Origin of the sequence: Lactobacillus sp. ESL0703, assembly GCF_029433435.1 — a bacterium.
Lineage (GTDB): Bacteria > Bacillota > Bacilli > Lactobacillales > Lactobacillaceae > Lactobacillus.
On the sequence record NZ_JAQTIB010000002.1, the window covers coordinates 382,803 to 398,623 of the forward strand.

A 15,821-nucleotide genomic window follows, 5' to 3' on the forward strand; every position below is an offset into this window, starting at 1 on the left:
AAAAATGCGAATTGATAAATTTTTAAAAGTTTCGCGGTTAGTTAAGAGACGGCCGATTGCCAAGGAAATGGCAGATCAAGGGCGAATTAAGGTTAACGACCGGGTAGTTAAGTCCAGCTATGATGTTAAAGTCGGTGACGTTATTGAAGTCGGTTATGGTTCAAGACAAGTTAAGGCCAAGGTGTGCGCAATTCGCGAAACTACCAAAAAGGCTGAAGCAAGTGAGCTTTATGAACTAGTTGATTAATCGTTTTCGATATTAATGACTTTTATAGGTGGCCTTGTTATAATTAAAATAGTATTGTTTTAATAATAGGGGATCAAAAATGAAAGGACCACGCATTTATAATTCGCTTAGTCCAGAAGAGCGAATGGCACGTTTAAAACGTAAACAGGAAAAAAGAGCACAAGAGGTACACCGGGTGCGGCGCAACCGGATAATTGCGGTTTTTGCGATTATCTTTGTTTTTTTGAGTGTGCAGATTGGAATTACACACGCGCAGACTAACCGCATTAATAGTCAGGTGCAGACTTCTAAAAGATCGCTAAGTACAATTAATAAGGAAAAGCAAGCTCTGTCTGCTAAGCGGGATGATCTTAAGGATCCGGATTACGTAGCCAAATTGGTGCGGTTCAAGTTTTTATATTCCAAACCCAATGAAACAATCTACAATATTCCAGAAGAAAAAGATAATAATTAATGAAATATCAAGTAGGACAGCGAATAACAGGTGTCGTTAACAATATAACCGACCTCGGCATTTTTGTATCATTACCTAAAAGGCATTCGGGCCTGATCCACCACAGCGATTTTGGTAATAATTGGGATCGTGAGCGGCATAATTACCAGGTGGGTCAGAGTGTGCGCACCGTGATTATCCACAATTTTAAGGGGAAAATCAGTCTATCGAAGATGCGGGTTAATGATCCTGCATTAGTTGATCGCACTAACCAATTTTCTGCTGTTGAGAAGGCAGATTTTTTGCAGGTACTGACTAAAACGGTGACGGATGCTGAAGCAGAAATTAAGAAGCTGCACCAAGAATTAACGAATTATGGCAACTAAGATTGCGGACTTTTTTAAGCAAAATAAATTGCCGCTAGCTACTAAAACCTTGGTAGTGGCGACAAGTGGCGGCCCAGATTCAATGGCGTTATTGGCTATGCTTAATAACTTGCAGGACCAATATCATTTAAAGATAATTGCGGCTCATTTGGATCACCAGCTGCGGCCCGATTCTAGTGCGGAAGCTAGGGTAATTAAGCAGTATTGCTCTGATAAGCAGATTAAGATATTTAATGCTGTTTGGCCAGTTGAATTGCACCCCCATAAGGGAATTGAGGCTGCTGCTCGAAGTTTTCGCTATTCTTTTTTAGCAAAAGTAATGCGGCAGGAACACGGCGATTATTTGCTAACGGCTCATCACGGTGATGACTTACTGGAAAATATTCTGCTAAAATTTATTCGCTCGGGTAATCCCAGTGAAATGAATAGTTTGCAGCCGGTTAGCCGCTGGCAGGGGTCTCTGTTATTGCGGCCGCTCTTAACTTACAGTAAGGAGCAGCTATTTGACTATGATTGTCGTAAGCAAGTGCCATTTGTTGAAGATACAACCAATGCTGCTGATGATGTTTTGCGAAATCGTTTGCGCCACCATGTGGTGCCGCTGTTAAAGCAAGAAAATCAGGCAATTGGACTTAACGCCTTGCGTTATAGCGAGCAGATGAGCATCTTAACAGACTTAGCAGCAAGAGCCTTTGCGGCAGTTATACCACCTGAACCGATTTTAGGTTTTGCTTATCGGCAGCAGGAATCTGCCCTTGCCCAATTTTCTGAGCAAGAGCAGATTGCTTATTGGCAGAACTTCATTTGGCAAACGTGGCATATTCGCGTTAATGAAAATTTAGCTGGCTTTGAGCTATTAAATTATCAAAAATATTGCTACATCATGCCGGTTAAGCTGCCGCCAGTCCCTAAGTCAGAGCCAATTAAACTCGACACCGAATTTAATTGGGGAACGCGGCACTTAGTGGTAAGTAAGACTAGTTGTGTATCAGGTCAGTTATTAGGCCAGTTTAAGGTTAAGCCAGCGAGCCAATTAATAGCTTGCTCTTTGCCTCAAGGGGCAAAATTGCTGTTGAAGAATGGTCAACATGTTAAAAGCAAGAAAAAGTTTGCTCAAAGTGGCATTCCTGTAGTATTGCGACCGTATTGCTTAGCTTTAGTTGAAAATAAGCAGGTGCTTTTTGTAGAAAATGCCTATAGCAATCAAGAAGCTGACTCTGATGCTGAGCAATATTATGTTTATAACATTAAATGATAAGATCCTTTAAAATATTAGAGCATTAGTGAAATTTGTGTTAAACTTTTATTCGTATATTTCTAGAAACTTTGCGGAGGTTTTTTATGAAGAATAACCGGAATCGGCTGTTATCGAACGGCTTGTTCTATATAGTTGTCTTCCTTCTGTTATTGGGAGGTATCAACTGGGCTCTTGGCGGCTCTGATAATTCTGGTGGCAGTGAAAATATTAGCTACTCTGAATTTGTCAAAGACTTACGTCAAGGCAAAGTTAAGAACTTTAATGTTCAGCCTGCTAACGGGGTTTATACCGTTTCAGGCAGCTATAAAACAGCACAGGGAAATAAGAGCCAATCAAAAAATAGTTTTGACTTCTTTAATGGTAATTCGGGTTCACGAGTAACGCGTTTTTCAACCACGATGCTGCAGAATGATTCGAGCGTCGCTAATGTCCAAGACTTAGCTCAAAAGAGTGACACCAAGATGACGACTCAAGGAGAATCGCAGTCAGGCAATTGGATTTCAACAATTGTCATGTTAGTGCCGACAATTCTCTTTATCGTCATGCTGTGGATGATGATTAGTCAGACTGGTGGCGGTCGCGGCGGCTCTGGCAGCGGCGGCATTATGAACTTTAGCCGTTCACACGTTAAGCCTGAAGATCCGAAAAAGAATAAGGTACGCTTCTCCGATGTTGCTGGTGAAGAAGAAGAAAAGCAAGAATTAGTTGAAGTCGTTGAATTTTTGAAGAATCCGGCTAAATTTACTAAACTTGGTGCAAAAATCCCATCAGGTGTTTTACTTGAGGGTCCTCCGGGTACTGGTAAGACTTTGCTTGCACGTGCAGTTGCTGGTGAAGCAAATGTACCGTTCTTCTCAATTTCTGGTTCCGACTTTGTTGAAATGTTTGTCGGTGTCGGTGCTAGTCGAGTTCGGGACTTGTTCACGAACGCTAAGAAGAACGCACCAAGTATTATCTTTATTGATGAAATTGATGCTATTGGCCGTAAGCGTGGCAGTAATGCCAGTGGTGGCGGTAATGATGAGCGTGAGCAGACTTTGAACCAATTATTGGTTGAAATGGACGGTTTTGAAGGTAACGAAGGTGTTATTGTTATTGCCGCAACTAACCGGTCTGATGTTTTGGATCCAGCACTATTGCGTCCGGGTCGATTTGACCGGAAAATCTTAGTTGGTTCACCGGATGTTCGTGGTCGTGAAGCTATTTTACGGGTTCATGCCAAGAACATGCCACTAGCTTCAGACGTTGACTTAAAGGAGATTGCTCGTCAAACTCCGGGATTTGTCGGTGCTGATTTAGCTAACCTCTTAAATGAAGCCGCATTGCTTGCTGCTCGGCGCAACGGCACTGAAATTACGGCAACAGACCTTGATGAAGCTGAGGATCGTGTGATTGCTGGACCAGCTAAGCGGAACACCATGATTTCTAAGAAAGAAAGAGAACGTGTTGCCTTCCACGAAGCAGGTCACTCAATCTGTGGTTTAGTTTTAAGTGATTCACGGACTGTTCGTAAGGTTACGATTGTCCCACACGGTCGTACTGGTGGTTATAACTTGATGCTGCCAAAAGACGACCAGTTCTTATTGACCAAGAAGCAATTGATGGAACAGATTGTTGGGTTAATGGGTGGTCGTGCCGGTGAAGAAGTTGTAGTTGGTGACCAATCAACTGGTGCTTCTAACGACTTTGAACAGGCAACGCAAATTGCTCACAGTATGGTTGTTAACTACGGGATGACTGATTCTCTAGGAATGGTTGAGCTTGAAAAAGAAGGCGAAACTAATCCTTATGGCTTTAAGCCGTATAGTGAAGCAACTTCAGCCAAAATCGACGAAGCAGTTAAAGAATTGCTTGATGAAGCTCATGCTAAAGCTGTAGAAATTGTCAAAGAAAACCGCGACAAGCACCGCGTAATTGCGGAAGCATTGTTGAAGTATGAAACTTTAGATGAAAAGCAAATTATGTCACTGTATACAACGGGTAAGATGCCAGAAAAAATGCCAGAATACCCAAGTGAATCTAAGGCTTTGACTTATGAAGAGGCTAAGGCAGCTGCTGAAAAGAAGGAAAATCAAAAAGCAGTTACTACAGCTAATGAAGATAAACATGTTCATGATGAAAAAAAGGCAGAAACTCCTTTAGAGAAGAATGAAGAAGTAGAAGAGCACAATCCGGAAAATCCAGAAAAGGCTCCTAAAGCTGATGCAGATTCTACACCTAAGGATAACGACCATTTTTCAGATGATCAATAAGATTAATAATTAATAGGGCCTAGTTACAGGCTCTATTTTTTTAGGAGAACTAAGATGAGTGATTATTTAATTAAGGCAATTGATAAAACAAAAAATTTACGGTTATTAACCGTTACAGCTAAGGACTTGGTTCAAGAAGCCCAGACTAGACATGACACTTGGTCAGCATCTTCTGCAGTTTTAGGGCGGAGTTTAGTTGCCGGTGTCTTATTAGCGGGAGCTGAATTGACCGATAAGGAAGAATTGACGGTGCGCTTACTGGGCAACGGTCCGGTTGGCCCCACAGTAATAACAGCGCAAGCTGACTTGACAGTGAAGGGTTACGTTAAAAATCCCCACATTGCCTTACCGCCGCGCGAAGATGGTCATATTGATGTTAAAAAGGCAGTTGGTCAGGGCTGGTTAGAAGTAACCAAAGACTTGGGCTTAAAGGAGCCTTACACAGGACAAGTGCCAATTGTATCTGGTGAAATTGCTGAGGATGTTGCCTATTACCTGACTAAGTCTGAACAAATTCCGTCAGCAGTTGGTTTGTCAGTTTTTGTTAACCCGAATAATACAATTGGCGAAGCTGGCGGCTTTATGCTGCAGGCTTTGCCGGGTGCTAGTGAGAGTTTGATTACTAAGACGATTAAGCATATTGATGATTTGCCGGCACTGTCAACATCATTTTTAGCAGGGATGACACCAGAGGACTTGGCGCGCAAGATTTTAGGAACTGACTGCAAGATTTTGGCAAAAGAACCAGTAGCCTGGAAGTGTGATTGTTCAAAGGAAAAGTATGCTGAAATTTTAGAAACTTTAAAAGTCGAGCAACTGCAGTCCATGATTGATGAAGATCATGGTGCTGAATTGACGTGCAACTTTTGCGGCAGTAAGTATCACTATACAGAAGCTGAATTAAATGCTATTTTAGGGAAGAAAAAAGAAGACAAAGAATATTAATTGCTTTTGGCATGGTAGAAGCCACACTTGTTCTTATTAATGTCAAGCCAATATTTATCCAAAATCAAGGTGCGGTTAATACCGATTTTGATTATAATGTAAGGGTTGAACAAAGATGAAAAGGAGTGTGACAACATGTTAAACGTCTATATTGTGCGTCATGGTGAGACTGATACGAACAAGATGGGGGCAATCAACGGTTCTTCAGTTGATTTGCCGTTAAATCAGACAGGTATTAAGCAAGTTGAAACCTTGCGGGATAGCTTTGATATTAATCAAATTGATTGTGTCTATGCTAGTCCCTTGAAGCGGGCGCAGCAGACTGCCGAAATCTTGGCGCAGGGCAAGCGTGAGGTTATTACCGATAAGCGGCTGACCGAGATGAATTATGGTAATTGGGACGGTAAGGATACACAGGAAATTCGTGATAAATATCCGCAGGTCTTTGATGAACTAGGTTATTTTAAGGAAAATTACAGTGATTACTCAACTGGTGAAAGCTATCAGCAGTTAGGCGCACGGCTCATGGACTTTTGGCATGACCTTATTCAGCAGCATGAAAATGAAGCAGTATTACTTGTCTTTCACGGGACAGCTTCACGCTCAATGGTTCAGAATATTTTGGGGATTCCTAATATTGCCTTAATTGGCGAAATCCAAAATGCTGGTGTAATTAACTTTTCTGTTGATGATCGCAGTAAAAAAGCATACTTGCGTTATTATAATCGGGTTGCTCCCGGGAAGTTTTTCTTGAAAAAGTAATTAACCACAATCGTTCTTTTAAGTGGTTGACACCGTGAAATTTTGCTGATTTAGTCTTTTTTGTTATGATGTTAAAGTATTTGAAAGGATGATTTGGTGGATAATAGTTGGAAGATTCGGGATATTACTATTCCTAATCGCGTTGTTGTTGCACCGATGGCTGGAGTTTCTAATTCGGCATTTCGGATGATTTGTAAAGAATTCGGCGCGGGAATGGTTGTCTGTGAAATGATTTCGGATCATGGGATCATTTATCGTAATAAAAAAACAATGTCAATGATGAAGGTTGATCCGCAAGAACACCCAATGAGTATTCAGATTTTTGGGGGAACTGAAGAAACTCTGCTTGAGGCAGCGCAGTACATTGACCAGCATACTGATGCTGATATTATTGACATTAATATGGGTTGTCCAGTACCCAAAATCACAAAAACTGACGCTGGTTCTAAGTGGCTGCTTGATTCAAACAAGATTTATCAAATGGTTCATGCAGTTGTCCAGAATGTGTCTAAGCCAGTTAGTGTAAAAATGCGGATTGGCTGGGATCGTAAGCATATTTTTGCGGTTGAAAATGCCTTAGCTGCCCAAGAAGCCGGTGCAAGTATGATTGCCATGCACGGTAGAACACGTAAACAGATGTACCAAGGGCATGCGGACTGGGAGACATTGCATGATGTTGCCCAAGTACTGGACGTACCTTTTGTTGCTAATGGCGATATTGAAACGCCTGAATTAGCCGCAAAGGCGCTCAAAGAAATTGGCTCAACTGCTGTCATGGTTGGTCGTGCTGCTCTAGGTAATCCGTGGATTTTAAAGGATATGACTCATTATCTTGAAACGGGTGAACGGTTAACGCCGCAGACAGTTCGTGAAAAGGTCGCAACTGCTAAGCACCAACTACAAGGCTTAGTTGACCTAAAGGGTGAAAAAATTGCGGTACCAGAATTCCGTCAGCAGGCAGCCTACTATTTGAAGGGCGTTCCCCGTTCGGCACGGACTCGTGCTAAAATAAATGAAGTATCGACAGCACAAGAAGTTTATGACTTGCTGGATAACTTTGTTGAGGATTATGAGAAGCGTCAGGCACAAAAGACGGCTCGACGTGTCGCAACTATAGAGTAATGGAGGAAAAGTAATTGGCAAAAAATGAAATGAACGATCAATTAATTGTTCGTCGCCAAAAGATGGAGGAATTACGTGAGAACGGGATTGAACCCTTTGGCATGCGTAAATTTCACCGGCAAGATTTAGCGAAGACTTTAAATGAAAAGTATCGTGATGATGACAAAGATGAGTTAAATAACGATATGCCTAAGACCAAGGTAGCCGGCAGAATGCTTGCTAAACGTGGTAAGGGTAAAGTTGGCTTTGCTGATCTTTATGATCGGACTGGTAAGGTACAAATTTACGTTCGTAAGGATATTGTCGGTGAAGACAACTACAAGATTTTCAAAAAGTCTGACATCGGTGACTTCTTAGGTATCGACGGCGAAGTAATGAAGACCGATACCGGCGAATTGACCATTCGTGCAACTCACGTTACTTTCTTGTCTAAAGCACTGCGTCCGCTACCTGATAAGTACCATGGTTTAAAGGACGTTGAACAAATTTACCGGCAACGTTATCTTGACCTGATTACTAATCAAGACAGCTACAAGCGCTTTGTTAACCGGACTAAGATTATTCAGGCAATCCGTGACTTCTTGAATAAGAAGGATTTCTTAGAAGTTGAAACGCCAGTTTTGCATAATATTCCTGGTGGTGCTGAAGCACGTCCATTTATTACCCACCACAATGCGTTAGATATCGATCTTTACATGCGGATTGCGCTGGAATTGCCACTTAAACGGTTAATCGTTGGTGATATGGAACGCGTCTATGAAATTGGTCGGGTCTTCAGAAATGAAGGTTTGGACACCCACCATAACCCTGAATTTACTGAACTTGAAACGTATGCCGCATACTGGGACTTCCACGATGTAATGGATGAAGCAGAAGGCATTATTCGGGCTGCTGCTGAAGTTGTTTCACCAGATGGTAAGGTTACTTACCAAGGTACAGAAATCGACTTAGGCAAGCCATATCGCCGTGTTCACATGGTTGATTTAATCAAGGAAAAGACTGGCGTTGACTTCTGGCAAAAGATGAGTGTTGAAGAAGCAACTAAGATTGCTGAAGATCACGACATCAAGGTCGAAAGTTTCTGGAAAGTTGGTCACATTATCAATGCTTTCTTTGAGAAGTATTGTGAAGAAACCATTGTTGACCCAACCTTTGTTTACGGTCATCCCGTTGAAATTTCACCATTAGCTAAGAAGAATGCTGATGATCCACGTTTCACTGATCGGTTTGAAATTTACATTATGGGTGAGGAATATGGTAATGCCTTCTCAGAATTAAATGACCCAGATGACCAACGTGAACGGTTTGAAGCCCAAATGGCTGAACGTGAAGCTGGTAATGATGAAGCTGATATGATTGATGAAGATTATTTGCGGGCAATGGAATACGGCATGCCGCCAACAGGTGGATTGGGAATCGGAATCGACCGGTTGGTAATGCTGTTAACAGATGCACCAGCAATTAGGGATGTTTTGCTCTTCCCAACCATGCGTCCGGAAAAAGTCGAAGACATTGATCGCGAAGTTCAAGCAGATTTAAAGAAAAAAGCAAAAAATAATTCAGCAGAATAAGCTGTTAGATTAGGCTTTTTAGGCAATTAGGAAATTCTTTTTGAAGAATTTCCTTTTTTTCTTGCAAAAAAGGTTTGCAAAATCAAATTCATTTGCTATAATAATAAATGTCTTGCGGAAGTAGTTCAGTGGTAGAACATCACCTTGCCATGGTGGGGGTCGCGGGTTCGAATCCCGTCTTCCGCTCTATAATAAAAAGACTCACCGCTCAGGTGAGTCTTTTTATTGAAACGGGAAATAGCTCAGCTTGGTAGAGCGCTACGTTCGGGACGTAGAGGTCGCAGGTTCGAATCCTGTTTTCCCGATGATTGACTGTCTGGTAACAGACAGTTTTTTTGTTGTCTGCAAATGATTGGTAGTAAGGAATATTAGCGTAAGCATAATGTCTTTGCTATAATGGTTGCAATGTTTTTGATATGAAAGTAACCATTTGCAGTAAATGGTCTTACAATTGGCTATAAAGGGATTGGCAATATTCATGTCATTTTAAGGTGGTGCTATGATGAAGAACTCTTACAGTAAAAGTGCAAATCAAGTATTAGAAATTGCACGTGAACAAGCACAGAATTTCCATCATCGCCTAATTGGTACTGAGCATGTACTTTTGGCGATGGTGATTGAATCAGATGGCGAAGCCGGCAAGGATTTGCGGGCTTGGGGTGCTACACCTACTGCCATTCGTGAAGAAATTGAACGTTATACCGGTTACGGTTCTGCCGCTAAAACCAGTTATATGGAGATGTCGCCACGCCTGAGTATGGCACTCGCATATGCGGAGACACTAGCAGAGCGTGGCGGCTCAACTGAGGTTAAAACCAGTCATATTTTGCTGGGGTTAATTTCTAGTGAGCAAGTTTTGGCAGCTACAATTTTGCGTAATTTGAATATTAATATTCAGGGATTGCAAGATGATGCTCAGCGCAGCCTTGGCCAAGAAGATAATCCAGAAACCGACAGTGATTGGATTGGTGCGCCGCCAACCGATTTAAATACGAATAAACCTAAAAGTACGACGCCGACCTTAGATCAAGTGTCGGTTAACTTAAATGAGCGGGCAGAAAATGGTCAGATTGATCCCGTAATTGGTCGCGATCAGGAGATTGCCCGGGTAATTGAAATTTTGTCGCGGCGGACTAAGAATAATCCGGTTTTGATTGGTGAACCAGGTGTCGGTAAAACTGCGGTGGCTGAAGCAATTGCAACCGCAATTGTGACTAAGAAGGCACCACATGATTTACTGAATAAGCGGGTAATTTCGCTTGATTTAGGCGGTCTAGTGGCTGGTACCAAGTACCGCGGCGAGTTTGAAGACCGGATGAAAAAGATTATTAAAGAAATTACCAAAGACGGTAAAATTATTCTTTTTGTTGATGAAATGCATACATTAATCGGCGCTGGTGGTGCCGAAGGTTCAATTGATGCGGCTAATATTTTGAAACCATCACTTGCTCGCGGCGATATTCAAATGATTGGGGCAACCACCTTTGATGAATACCAAAAGTATGTGGAAAAGGATCAGGCTTTAGCCCGCCGCTTCCAGCAGGTTCGCCTCAATGAACCATCAAGAGCGGAATCTCTGGCAATTTTGACAGGATTGCAAGCTAAATATGAAAAATTCCACCACGTTAAATTTACTAAGGCAGCGTTAGAAGACGCAGTCGACCTATCTAGTCGCTATATTTCTAACCGTTACTTACCAGACAAGGCCATCGACTTGATTGATGAGGCTGGTGCTGCTGTCAAGATTAAGACGAATAAGTCGCCTGACAACCAATTAATGCAGGTCAATGACCAAATTAAACAAGTAATTGATCAAAAGAATCAGGCAGCCGTCAACCAAAACTTTGTTGAAGCGGCTAAACTGCAGGAACGGCAAAATAGTCTGCAGTTAAAGCGGGATAAATTGGCTAATCGGCTGGAAGAACGCGTTGATAGTAAAGCCGTTGTTAGACCGGAAGATATTGCTAAGGTTGTGTCTAATTGGACTGGTGTCCCAGTTACGCAGATGAACCGTGATGAATCAAAGCAATTGGCAAATCTTGAAAGTGACTTACATAAGCGGATTATTGGTCAAGAGAAGGCCGTGTCGGCAGTTAGTCGGGCAGTTCGCCGCAGCCGCAGCGGCATTAAGGATGAAAAACGTCCAATTGGTTCATTCTTATTCCTAGGTCCAACTGGTGTTGGGAAGACGGAACTGGCCAAGGCAATTGCAGCTGCGATGTTTGGCTCAGAAAACAATTTAATCAGAATTGATATGTCTGAATACATGGATCAGGTTGCCAGCAGCAAGCTGATTGGTTCAGCTCCTGGTTATGTTGGCTATGATGAAGGTGGACAATTATCTGAAAAGGTTAGACGTCACCCATATTCAGTTGTCTTGCTTGATGAAGTGGAAAAGGCACATCCTGATGTGTTCAATTTGCTATTGCAGGTTCTTGATGACGGCTTTTTAACGGATTCAAAGGGTCGCAAAGTTGACTTTAGAAATACAATTATCATTATGACGTCTAACTTGGGTTCACGCTCACTATTTGAGACGCAGGCAGTTGGCTTTAGTGCTGATAGTTCTAATCAAATTAAGATGCGGCGTGAACGGGTTAAGCAAGCACTTAAGCAATTCTTCCGCCCAGAATTTTTGAACCGGATTGATGAAACGATTATCTTTGATGAATTGAATGCGACGCAATTACGGCAAATTGTTACTCTGCTAACGCGCAAGTTGATTGATCGCCTGGCTAAGAAGGGCATCCAGCTTAAGTTGTCGCGTGCGGCAATGGATAAGATTGCTAAGGACGGTTATAATCCAGAAATGGGTGCACGACCGTTAAAACGGGCAATTCAAACTGATATTGAAGATGAAATTGCTTCGATGCTGATTAAAGATGAGCTGCAGTCTGGCGACCTACTTAAGATCGGCAGCAGTCATGACAAACTAAAATTTGAAGTTGTCAAGGCAGCTGATTCAGAATTGGTTGGGGCTAATTAAATTAATTGACAATATTAATAAATTTTGGTATATTGAAGCTTGATTAAAAAGGCTGAAGTTCAGAATTTTGCTGATATATTGTCCAGCAGAATAATAAAAGACAAAAACGACAATGTTGTTTTTGTCTTTTTTATGCTTAAAATTCCGGCCTTTTGAATTTGTAAACGAAATGTAATATTTGCTTTCTCTGACAGAAAGGATGTTTTCTCCTTGTTAAATGGACACGTAGTGAACTATGGTAAACACCGAACAAGACGTAGTTTTTCACGGATTAAAGAAGTACTGAAACTACCTAACTTGACTGATGTTCAAACCGAATCATATAAGTGGTTTTTGGATGAAGGTATTAAAGAAGTCTTTGACGACATTATGCCAATTAGTGACTTCTCGGGTAAGCTTTCTTTGGAATACATGGGCTATAAACTGCAAAAGCCGAAGTATACCGTTGATGAAGCCCGTGATCATGATGCGACTTATTCCGCACCAATGCACGTTACTTTGAAGTTAACTAACCAAAAAACCGGTGAAATTAAGACTCAAGATGTTTTCTTTGGCGATTTGCCATTAATGACTGAATCTGGTTCATTCATTATCAATGGTGCTGAAAGAGTTATTGTTTCACAGTTAGTTAGATCACCAAGTGTTTATTACTCAGGTGACTATGATAAGAACGGCCGCCAAATTTTTGGTACGACTGTTATTCCTAACCGTGGGGCTTGGCTTGAATATGAAACTGATGCGAAGAATGTTTCATATGTTCGGATTGACCGGACTCGTAAATTGCCATTGACTGTATTAATTAGAGCAATGGGTATTGGCTCTGACAGCGACATTTTAGACATGTTTGGTCAAAGTGATACTTTACAATTTACTTTGGACAAGGATGTTCATAAGAACCCTGCAGACTCAAGAGTTGCCGAAGCATTGAAGGATGTTTACGAAAGATTACGTCCAGGTGAGCCGAAGACGACTGATTCTTCACGGTCCTTGCTTTATGCTCGGTTCTTTGATCCACGTCGTTACGACTTGGCACCAGTTGGTCGTTACAAGGTCAACAAGAAGTTGTCACTGAAGAACCGTTTATACGGTCAAACTTTGGCTGAAACTTTGGCTGATCCTGACACTGGTGAAATTATCGCTAAGAAGGGTACTGTTGTTACTCATGAAGTAATGGATACTCTAGAGAAGTACCTTGACCGCGATGACTTTAAGATGGTTACTTATGAACCATCTAAGGAAGGGGTTCTGCCAGACCCAATCAGTGTTCAAGAAATCAAGGTTTACTCAAAAGTAAATCCAGAACGCGTTGTTAAGATGATGTCCAATGGTCACATTGACAAGAGCGTTAAGTACTTGACTCCTGCTGATGTTTTGGCTTCAATCAACTACTTCTTATTATTGCAAGATGAAATCGGCAATGTTGACGATATTGACCACTTGGGTAATCGTCGTATTCGTCGAGTTGGTGAATTATTGCAAAATCAATTTAGAATTGGTTTAGCAAGAATGGAACGTGTTGTTCGGGAAAGAATGTCAATTCAAGACCCATCAACTGTTACCCCACAACAATTAATCAACATTCGTCCAATCGTTGCCAGCATCAAGGAATTCTTTGGTTCCTCACAACTGTCACAGTTCATGGACCAACATAACCCGCTGGGTGAATTAACGCATAAGCGTCGGATGTCTGCCTTAGGGCCTGGTGGTTTGACTCGTGACCGTGCTGGATACGAAGTTCGTGACGTGCACTATACGCAATATGGTCGTCTATGTCCAATCGAAACACCAGAAGGTCCAAACATTGGTTTGATTAACTCTTTGGCAACATACGCTGTAATTAACAAGTATGGTTTTATTGAAACACCATACCGTCGCGTTTCTTGGAAGACCCACAAGGTTACTGACAAGATTGACTACTTAACAGCTGATGTTGAGGATAACTATATTATTGCCGGAGCTAACACACCGCTTAATCCAGATGGTTCATTTAAGGATGAATTGATCTTGGCTCGTTCAAAGGAAGATAACGTCGAAGTTAGTCCAGACAAGATTGACTATATGGACGTTATTCCTAAGCAAGTTGTGTCTGTAGCTTCTGCATGTATCCCATTTTTGGAAAACGATGACTCTAACCGTGCTTTGATGGGGGCTAACCAGCAACGTCAGGCTGCACCATTAATTAATCCACACAGTTCTCTTGTTGGAACTGGTATGGAATACCGTGCTGCTCACGATTCTGGTGCTGCTTTAATTGCTAAGGCTGCAGGTAAAGTTGAATACGTTGATGCCAACACTATCCGCATTAGACGTGCTGACAGTACTTTAGATGAATATGTTCTTGAAAAGTACCGTCGGTCAAACAACTCGAAGTCATACAACCAAACACCAAATGTTAAGTTGGGTGATGAAGTTGCTGAAGGCGAAGTAATTGCTAACGGTCCAACAATGAGTCACGGTGAATTGGCCTTGGGTCAAAACCCAGTTATCGCCTTCATGACTTGGAACATGTACAACTATGAAGACTCGATTATGTTGTCAGAACGGCTTGTTAAGGATGACGTTTACACTTCAATCAGTATTGAAGATTACGAATCCGAAGCTCGTGACACAAAATTGGGCCCAGAAGAAATTACACGTGAATTGCCAAATGTTGGTGAGGATGCGTTAAAGGATCTTGATGCAGAAGGAATTGTTCGCATCGGTGCTGAAGTTCATGATGGTGACATTTTAGTTGGTAAAGTTACACCTAAGGGTGTGACAGAATTGTCAGCTGAAGAAAGATTGCTGCACGCTATCTTTGGTGAAAAGGCACGTGAAGTTCGTGATACTTCCTTGCGTGTACCACACGGCGGCGGCGGAATTGTTCGCGATGTTAAGGTTTATACGCGTGAAAAGGGCGATGAATTATCACCAGGTGTTAATACCTTAGTTCGAGTTTACATCGCTCAAAAACGTAAGATTCAAGTCGGGGACAAGATGTCTGGTCGTCATGGTAACAAGGGTACGGTTGCCGCAGTTGTTCCAGAAGAAGATATGCCATACTTGCCAGATGGTACTCCAGTTGATATTTGTTTGAACCCAATGGGTGTTCCTTCACGTATGAACATTGGACAGCTTTTGGAATTGCACTTGGGCTGGGCTGCAAATAGCTTGGGTATCCATGTTGCCACACCAGTATTTGATGGTGCTAGTGAAGATGACGTTTGGGACACAGTTCACCAAGCCGGTATCGATAAAGACGGTAAGACTGTTCTTTACGATGGCCGTACAGGTGAGCCGTTCCATAACCGGGTTTCCGTTGGTATCATGCACTATCTGAAGTTGACCCACATGGTTGACGATAAGATCCACGCTCGTTCAATTGGGCCTTACTCACTTGTTACACAACAACCTCTTGGTGGTAAAGCACAATTTGGTGGACAGCGTTTTGGTGAAATGGAAGTTTGGGCTCTTGAAGCTTACGGTGCCGCATATACTCTGCAAGAAATTTTGACTTATAAGTCAGATGATGTTGTTGGTCGTGTAAAGGCATACGAAGCAATTGTTAAGGGCGAAAGAATTCCTAAGCCAGGTGTTCCAGAATCATTCCGTGTTCTTGTTAAAGAATTACAATCATTAGGATTGGATATTCGCGTACTTGACATGGATCATAATGAAATTGAATTACGCGACATGGACGATGATTCAAATGAACGTTTGAATATTGATACTTTGTCGAAGATGGCTGAAGAACAACAAAAGAAGAAGTTAGCCGAAGAAACTGCCAAATCTGATGATCAAGACGAATCAGTTGCGGAACCAAAGAAGACCGAAACTGCCGTTGATGAATCTGACGACGATAACAAGATTTCTAAATAAG

General features: G+C 41.9%; 11 protein-coding genes and 2 tRNA genes. All 13 read left to right on the forward strand.

Annotated elements, in window-relative coordinates; all coding sequences use genetic code 11:
- Positions 1 to 4 precede the first annotated feature (4 nt).
- Positions 5 to 247, forward strand: coding sequence for an RNA-binding S4 domain-containing protein (locus PT278_RS04295; protein WP_277130546.1), 243 nt, complete (start codon positions 5 to 7; stop codon positions 245 to 247).
- A gap of 79 nt (positions 248 to 326) precedes the next feature.
- Positions 327 to 701 carry a septum formation initiator family protein gene (locus PT278_RS04300; protein WP_277130547.1) on the forward strand — a complete coding sequence of 125 codons (375 nt, stop codon included), beginning with the start codon at positions 327 to 329 and terminating at the stop codon, positions 699 to 701.
- Positions 701 to 1,066, forward strand: a complete 366-nt coding sequence (locus tag PT278_RS04305) for a S1 RNA-binding domain-containing protein (RefSeq protein WP_277130549.1) — start codon at positions 701 to 703, stop codon at positions 1,064 to 1,066. Before PT278_RS04300 ends, PT278_RS04305 begins: the two co-directional genes overlap by 1 nt.
- A complete protein-coding gene (tilS, locus tag PT278_RS04310; protein WP_277130550.1) occupies positions 1,056 to 2,321 on the forward strand; it encodes a tRNA lysidine(34) synthetase TilS in 1,266 nt (421 codons plus the stop codon). The genes PT278_RS04305 and tilS overlap by 11 nt, the downstream gene beginning before the upstream one ends.
- Before the next feature lie 86 nt (positions 2,322 to 2,407).
- A complete protein-coding gene (ftsH, locus tag PT278_RS04315) occupies positions 2,408 to 4,576 on the forward strand; it encodes an ATP-dependent zinc metalloprotease FtsH (protein WP_277130552.1) in 2,169 nt (722 codons plus the stop codon).
- 54 nt (positions 4,577 to 4,630) lie between these two features.
- Positions 4,631 to 5,521 (forward strand): Hsp33 family molecular chaperone HslO, encoded by an 891-nt coding sequence (gene hslO / locus PT278_RS04320; RefSeq protein WP_277130554.1) that lies wholly within the window; start codon positions 4,631 to 4,633, stop codon positions 5,519 to 5,521.
- A 135-nt stretch (positions 5,522 to 5,656) separates the two neighbouring features.
- Positions 5,657 to 6,283, forward strand: a complete 627-nt coding sequence (locus PT278_RS04325) for a histidine phosphatase family protein (protein WP_277130556.1) — start codon at positions 5,657 to 5,659, stop codon at positions 6,281 to 6,283.
- 96 nt (positions 6,284 to 6,379) lie between these two features.
- Positions 6,380 to 7,405, forward strand: coding sequence for a tRNA dihydrouridine synthase DusB (dusB, locus tag PT278_RS04330; protein WP_277130558.1), 1,026 nt, complete (start codon positions 6,380 to 6,382; stop codon positions 7,403 to 7,405).
- A gap of 14 nt (positions 7,406 to 7,419) precedes the next feature.
- Complete coding sequence (gene lysS / locus PT278_RS04335; RefSeq protein ID WP_277130560.1) at positions 7,420 to 8,976, forward strand: lysine--tRNA ligase; 1,557 nt, start codon at positions 7,420 to 7,422, stop codon at positions 8,974 to 8,976.
- 114 nt (positions 8,977 to 9,090) lie between these two features.
- Positions 9,091 to 9,162 (forward strand) — tRNA-Gly (locus tag PT278_RS04340).
- A 45-nt stretch (positions 9,163 to 9,207) separates the two neighbouring features.
- A tRNA-Pro gene (locus tag PT278_RS04345) sits at positions 9,208 to 9,281 on the forward strand.
- A 197-nt stretch (positions 9,282 to 9,478) separates the two neighbouring features.
- On the forward strand, positions 9,479 to 11,962 hold the full coding sequence (locus tag PT278_RS04350; protein WP_277130704.1) for an ATP-dependent Clp protease ATP-binding subunit: 2,484 nt from the start codon (positions 9,479 to 9,481) through the stop codon (positions 11,960 to 11,962).
- A 210-nt stretch (positions 11,963 to 12,172) separates the two neighbouring features.
- A complete protein-coding gene (rpoB, locus tag PT278_RS04355; RefSeq protein ID WP_277130561.1) occupies positions 12,173 to 15,820 on the forward strand; it encodes a DNA-directed RNA polymerase subunit beta in 3,648 nt (1,215 codons plus the stop codon).
- The last annotated feature ends 1 nt before the right edge of the window (position 15,821 follow it).

Coding starts and splice junctions, on each gene's coding strand:
- PT278_RS04295 (WP_277130546.1), top strand. CDS start 5: ATGCGAATTGATAAATTTTTAAAAGTTTCGCGGTTAGTTAAGAGACGG.
- PT278_RS04300 (WP_277130547.1), top strand. CDS start 327: ATGAAAGGACCACGCATTTATAATTCGCTTAGTCCAGAAGAGCGAATG.
- PT278_RS04305 (WP_277130549.1), top strand. CDS start 701: ATGAAATATCAAGTAGGACAGCGAATAACAGGTGTCGTTAACAATATA.
- tilS (WP_277130550.1), top strand. CDS start 1,056: ATGGCAACTAAGATTGCGGACTTTTTTAAGCAAAATAAATTGCCGCTA.
- ftsH (WP_277130552.1), top strand. CDS start 2,408: ATGAAGAATAACCGGAATCGGCTGTTATCGAACGGCTTGTTCTATATA.
- hslO (WP_277130554.1), top strand. CDS start 4,631: ATGAGTGATTATTTAATTAAGGCAATTGATAAAACAAAAAATTTACGG.
- PT278_RS04325 (WP_277130556.1), top strand. CDS start 5,657: ATGTTAAACGTCTATATTGTGCGTCATGGTGAGACTGATACGAACAAG.
- PT278_RS04350 (WP_277130704.1), top strand. CDS start 9,479: ATGAAGAACTCTTACAGTAAAAGTGCAAATCAAGTATTAGAAATTGCA.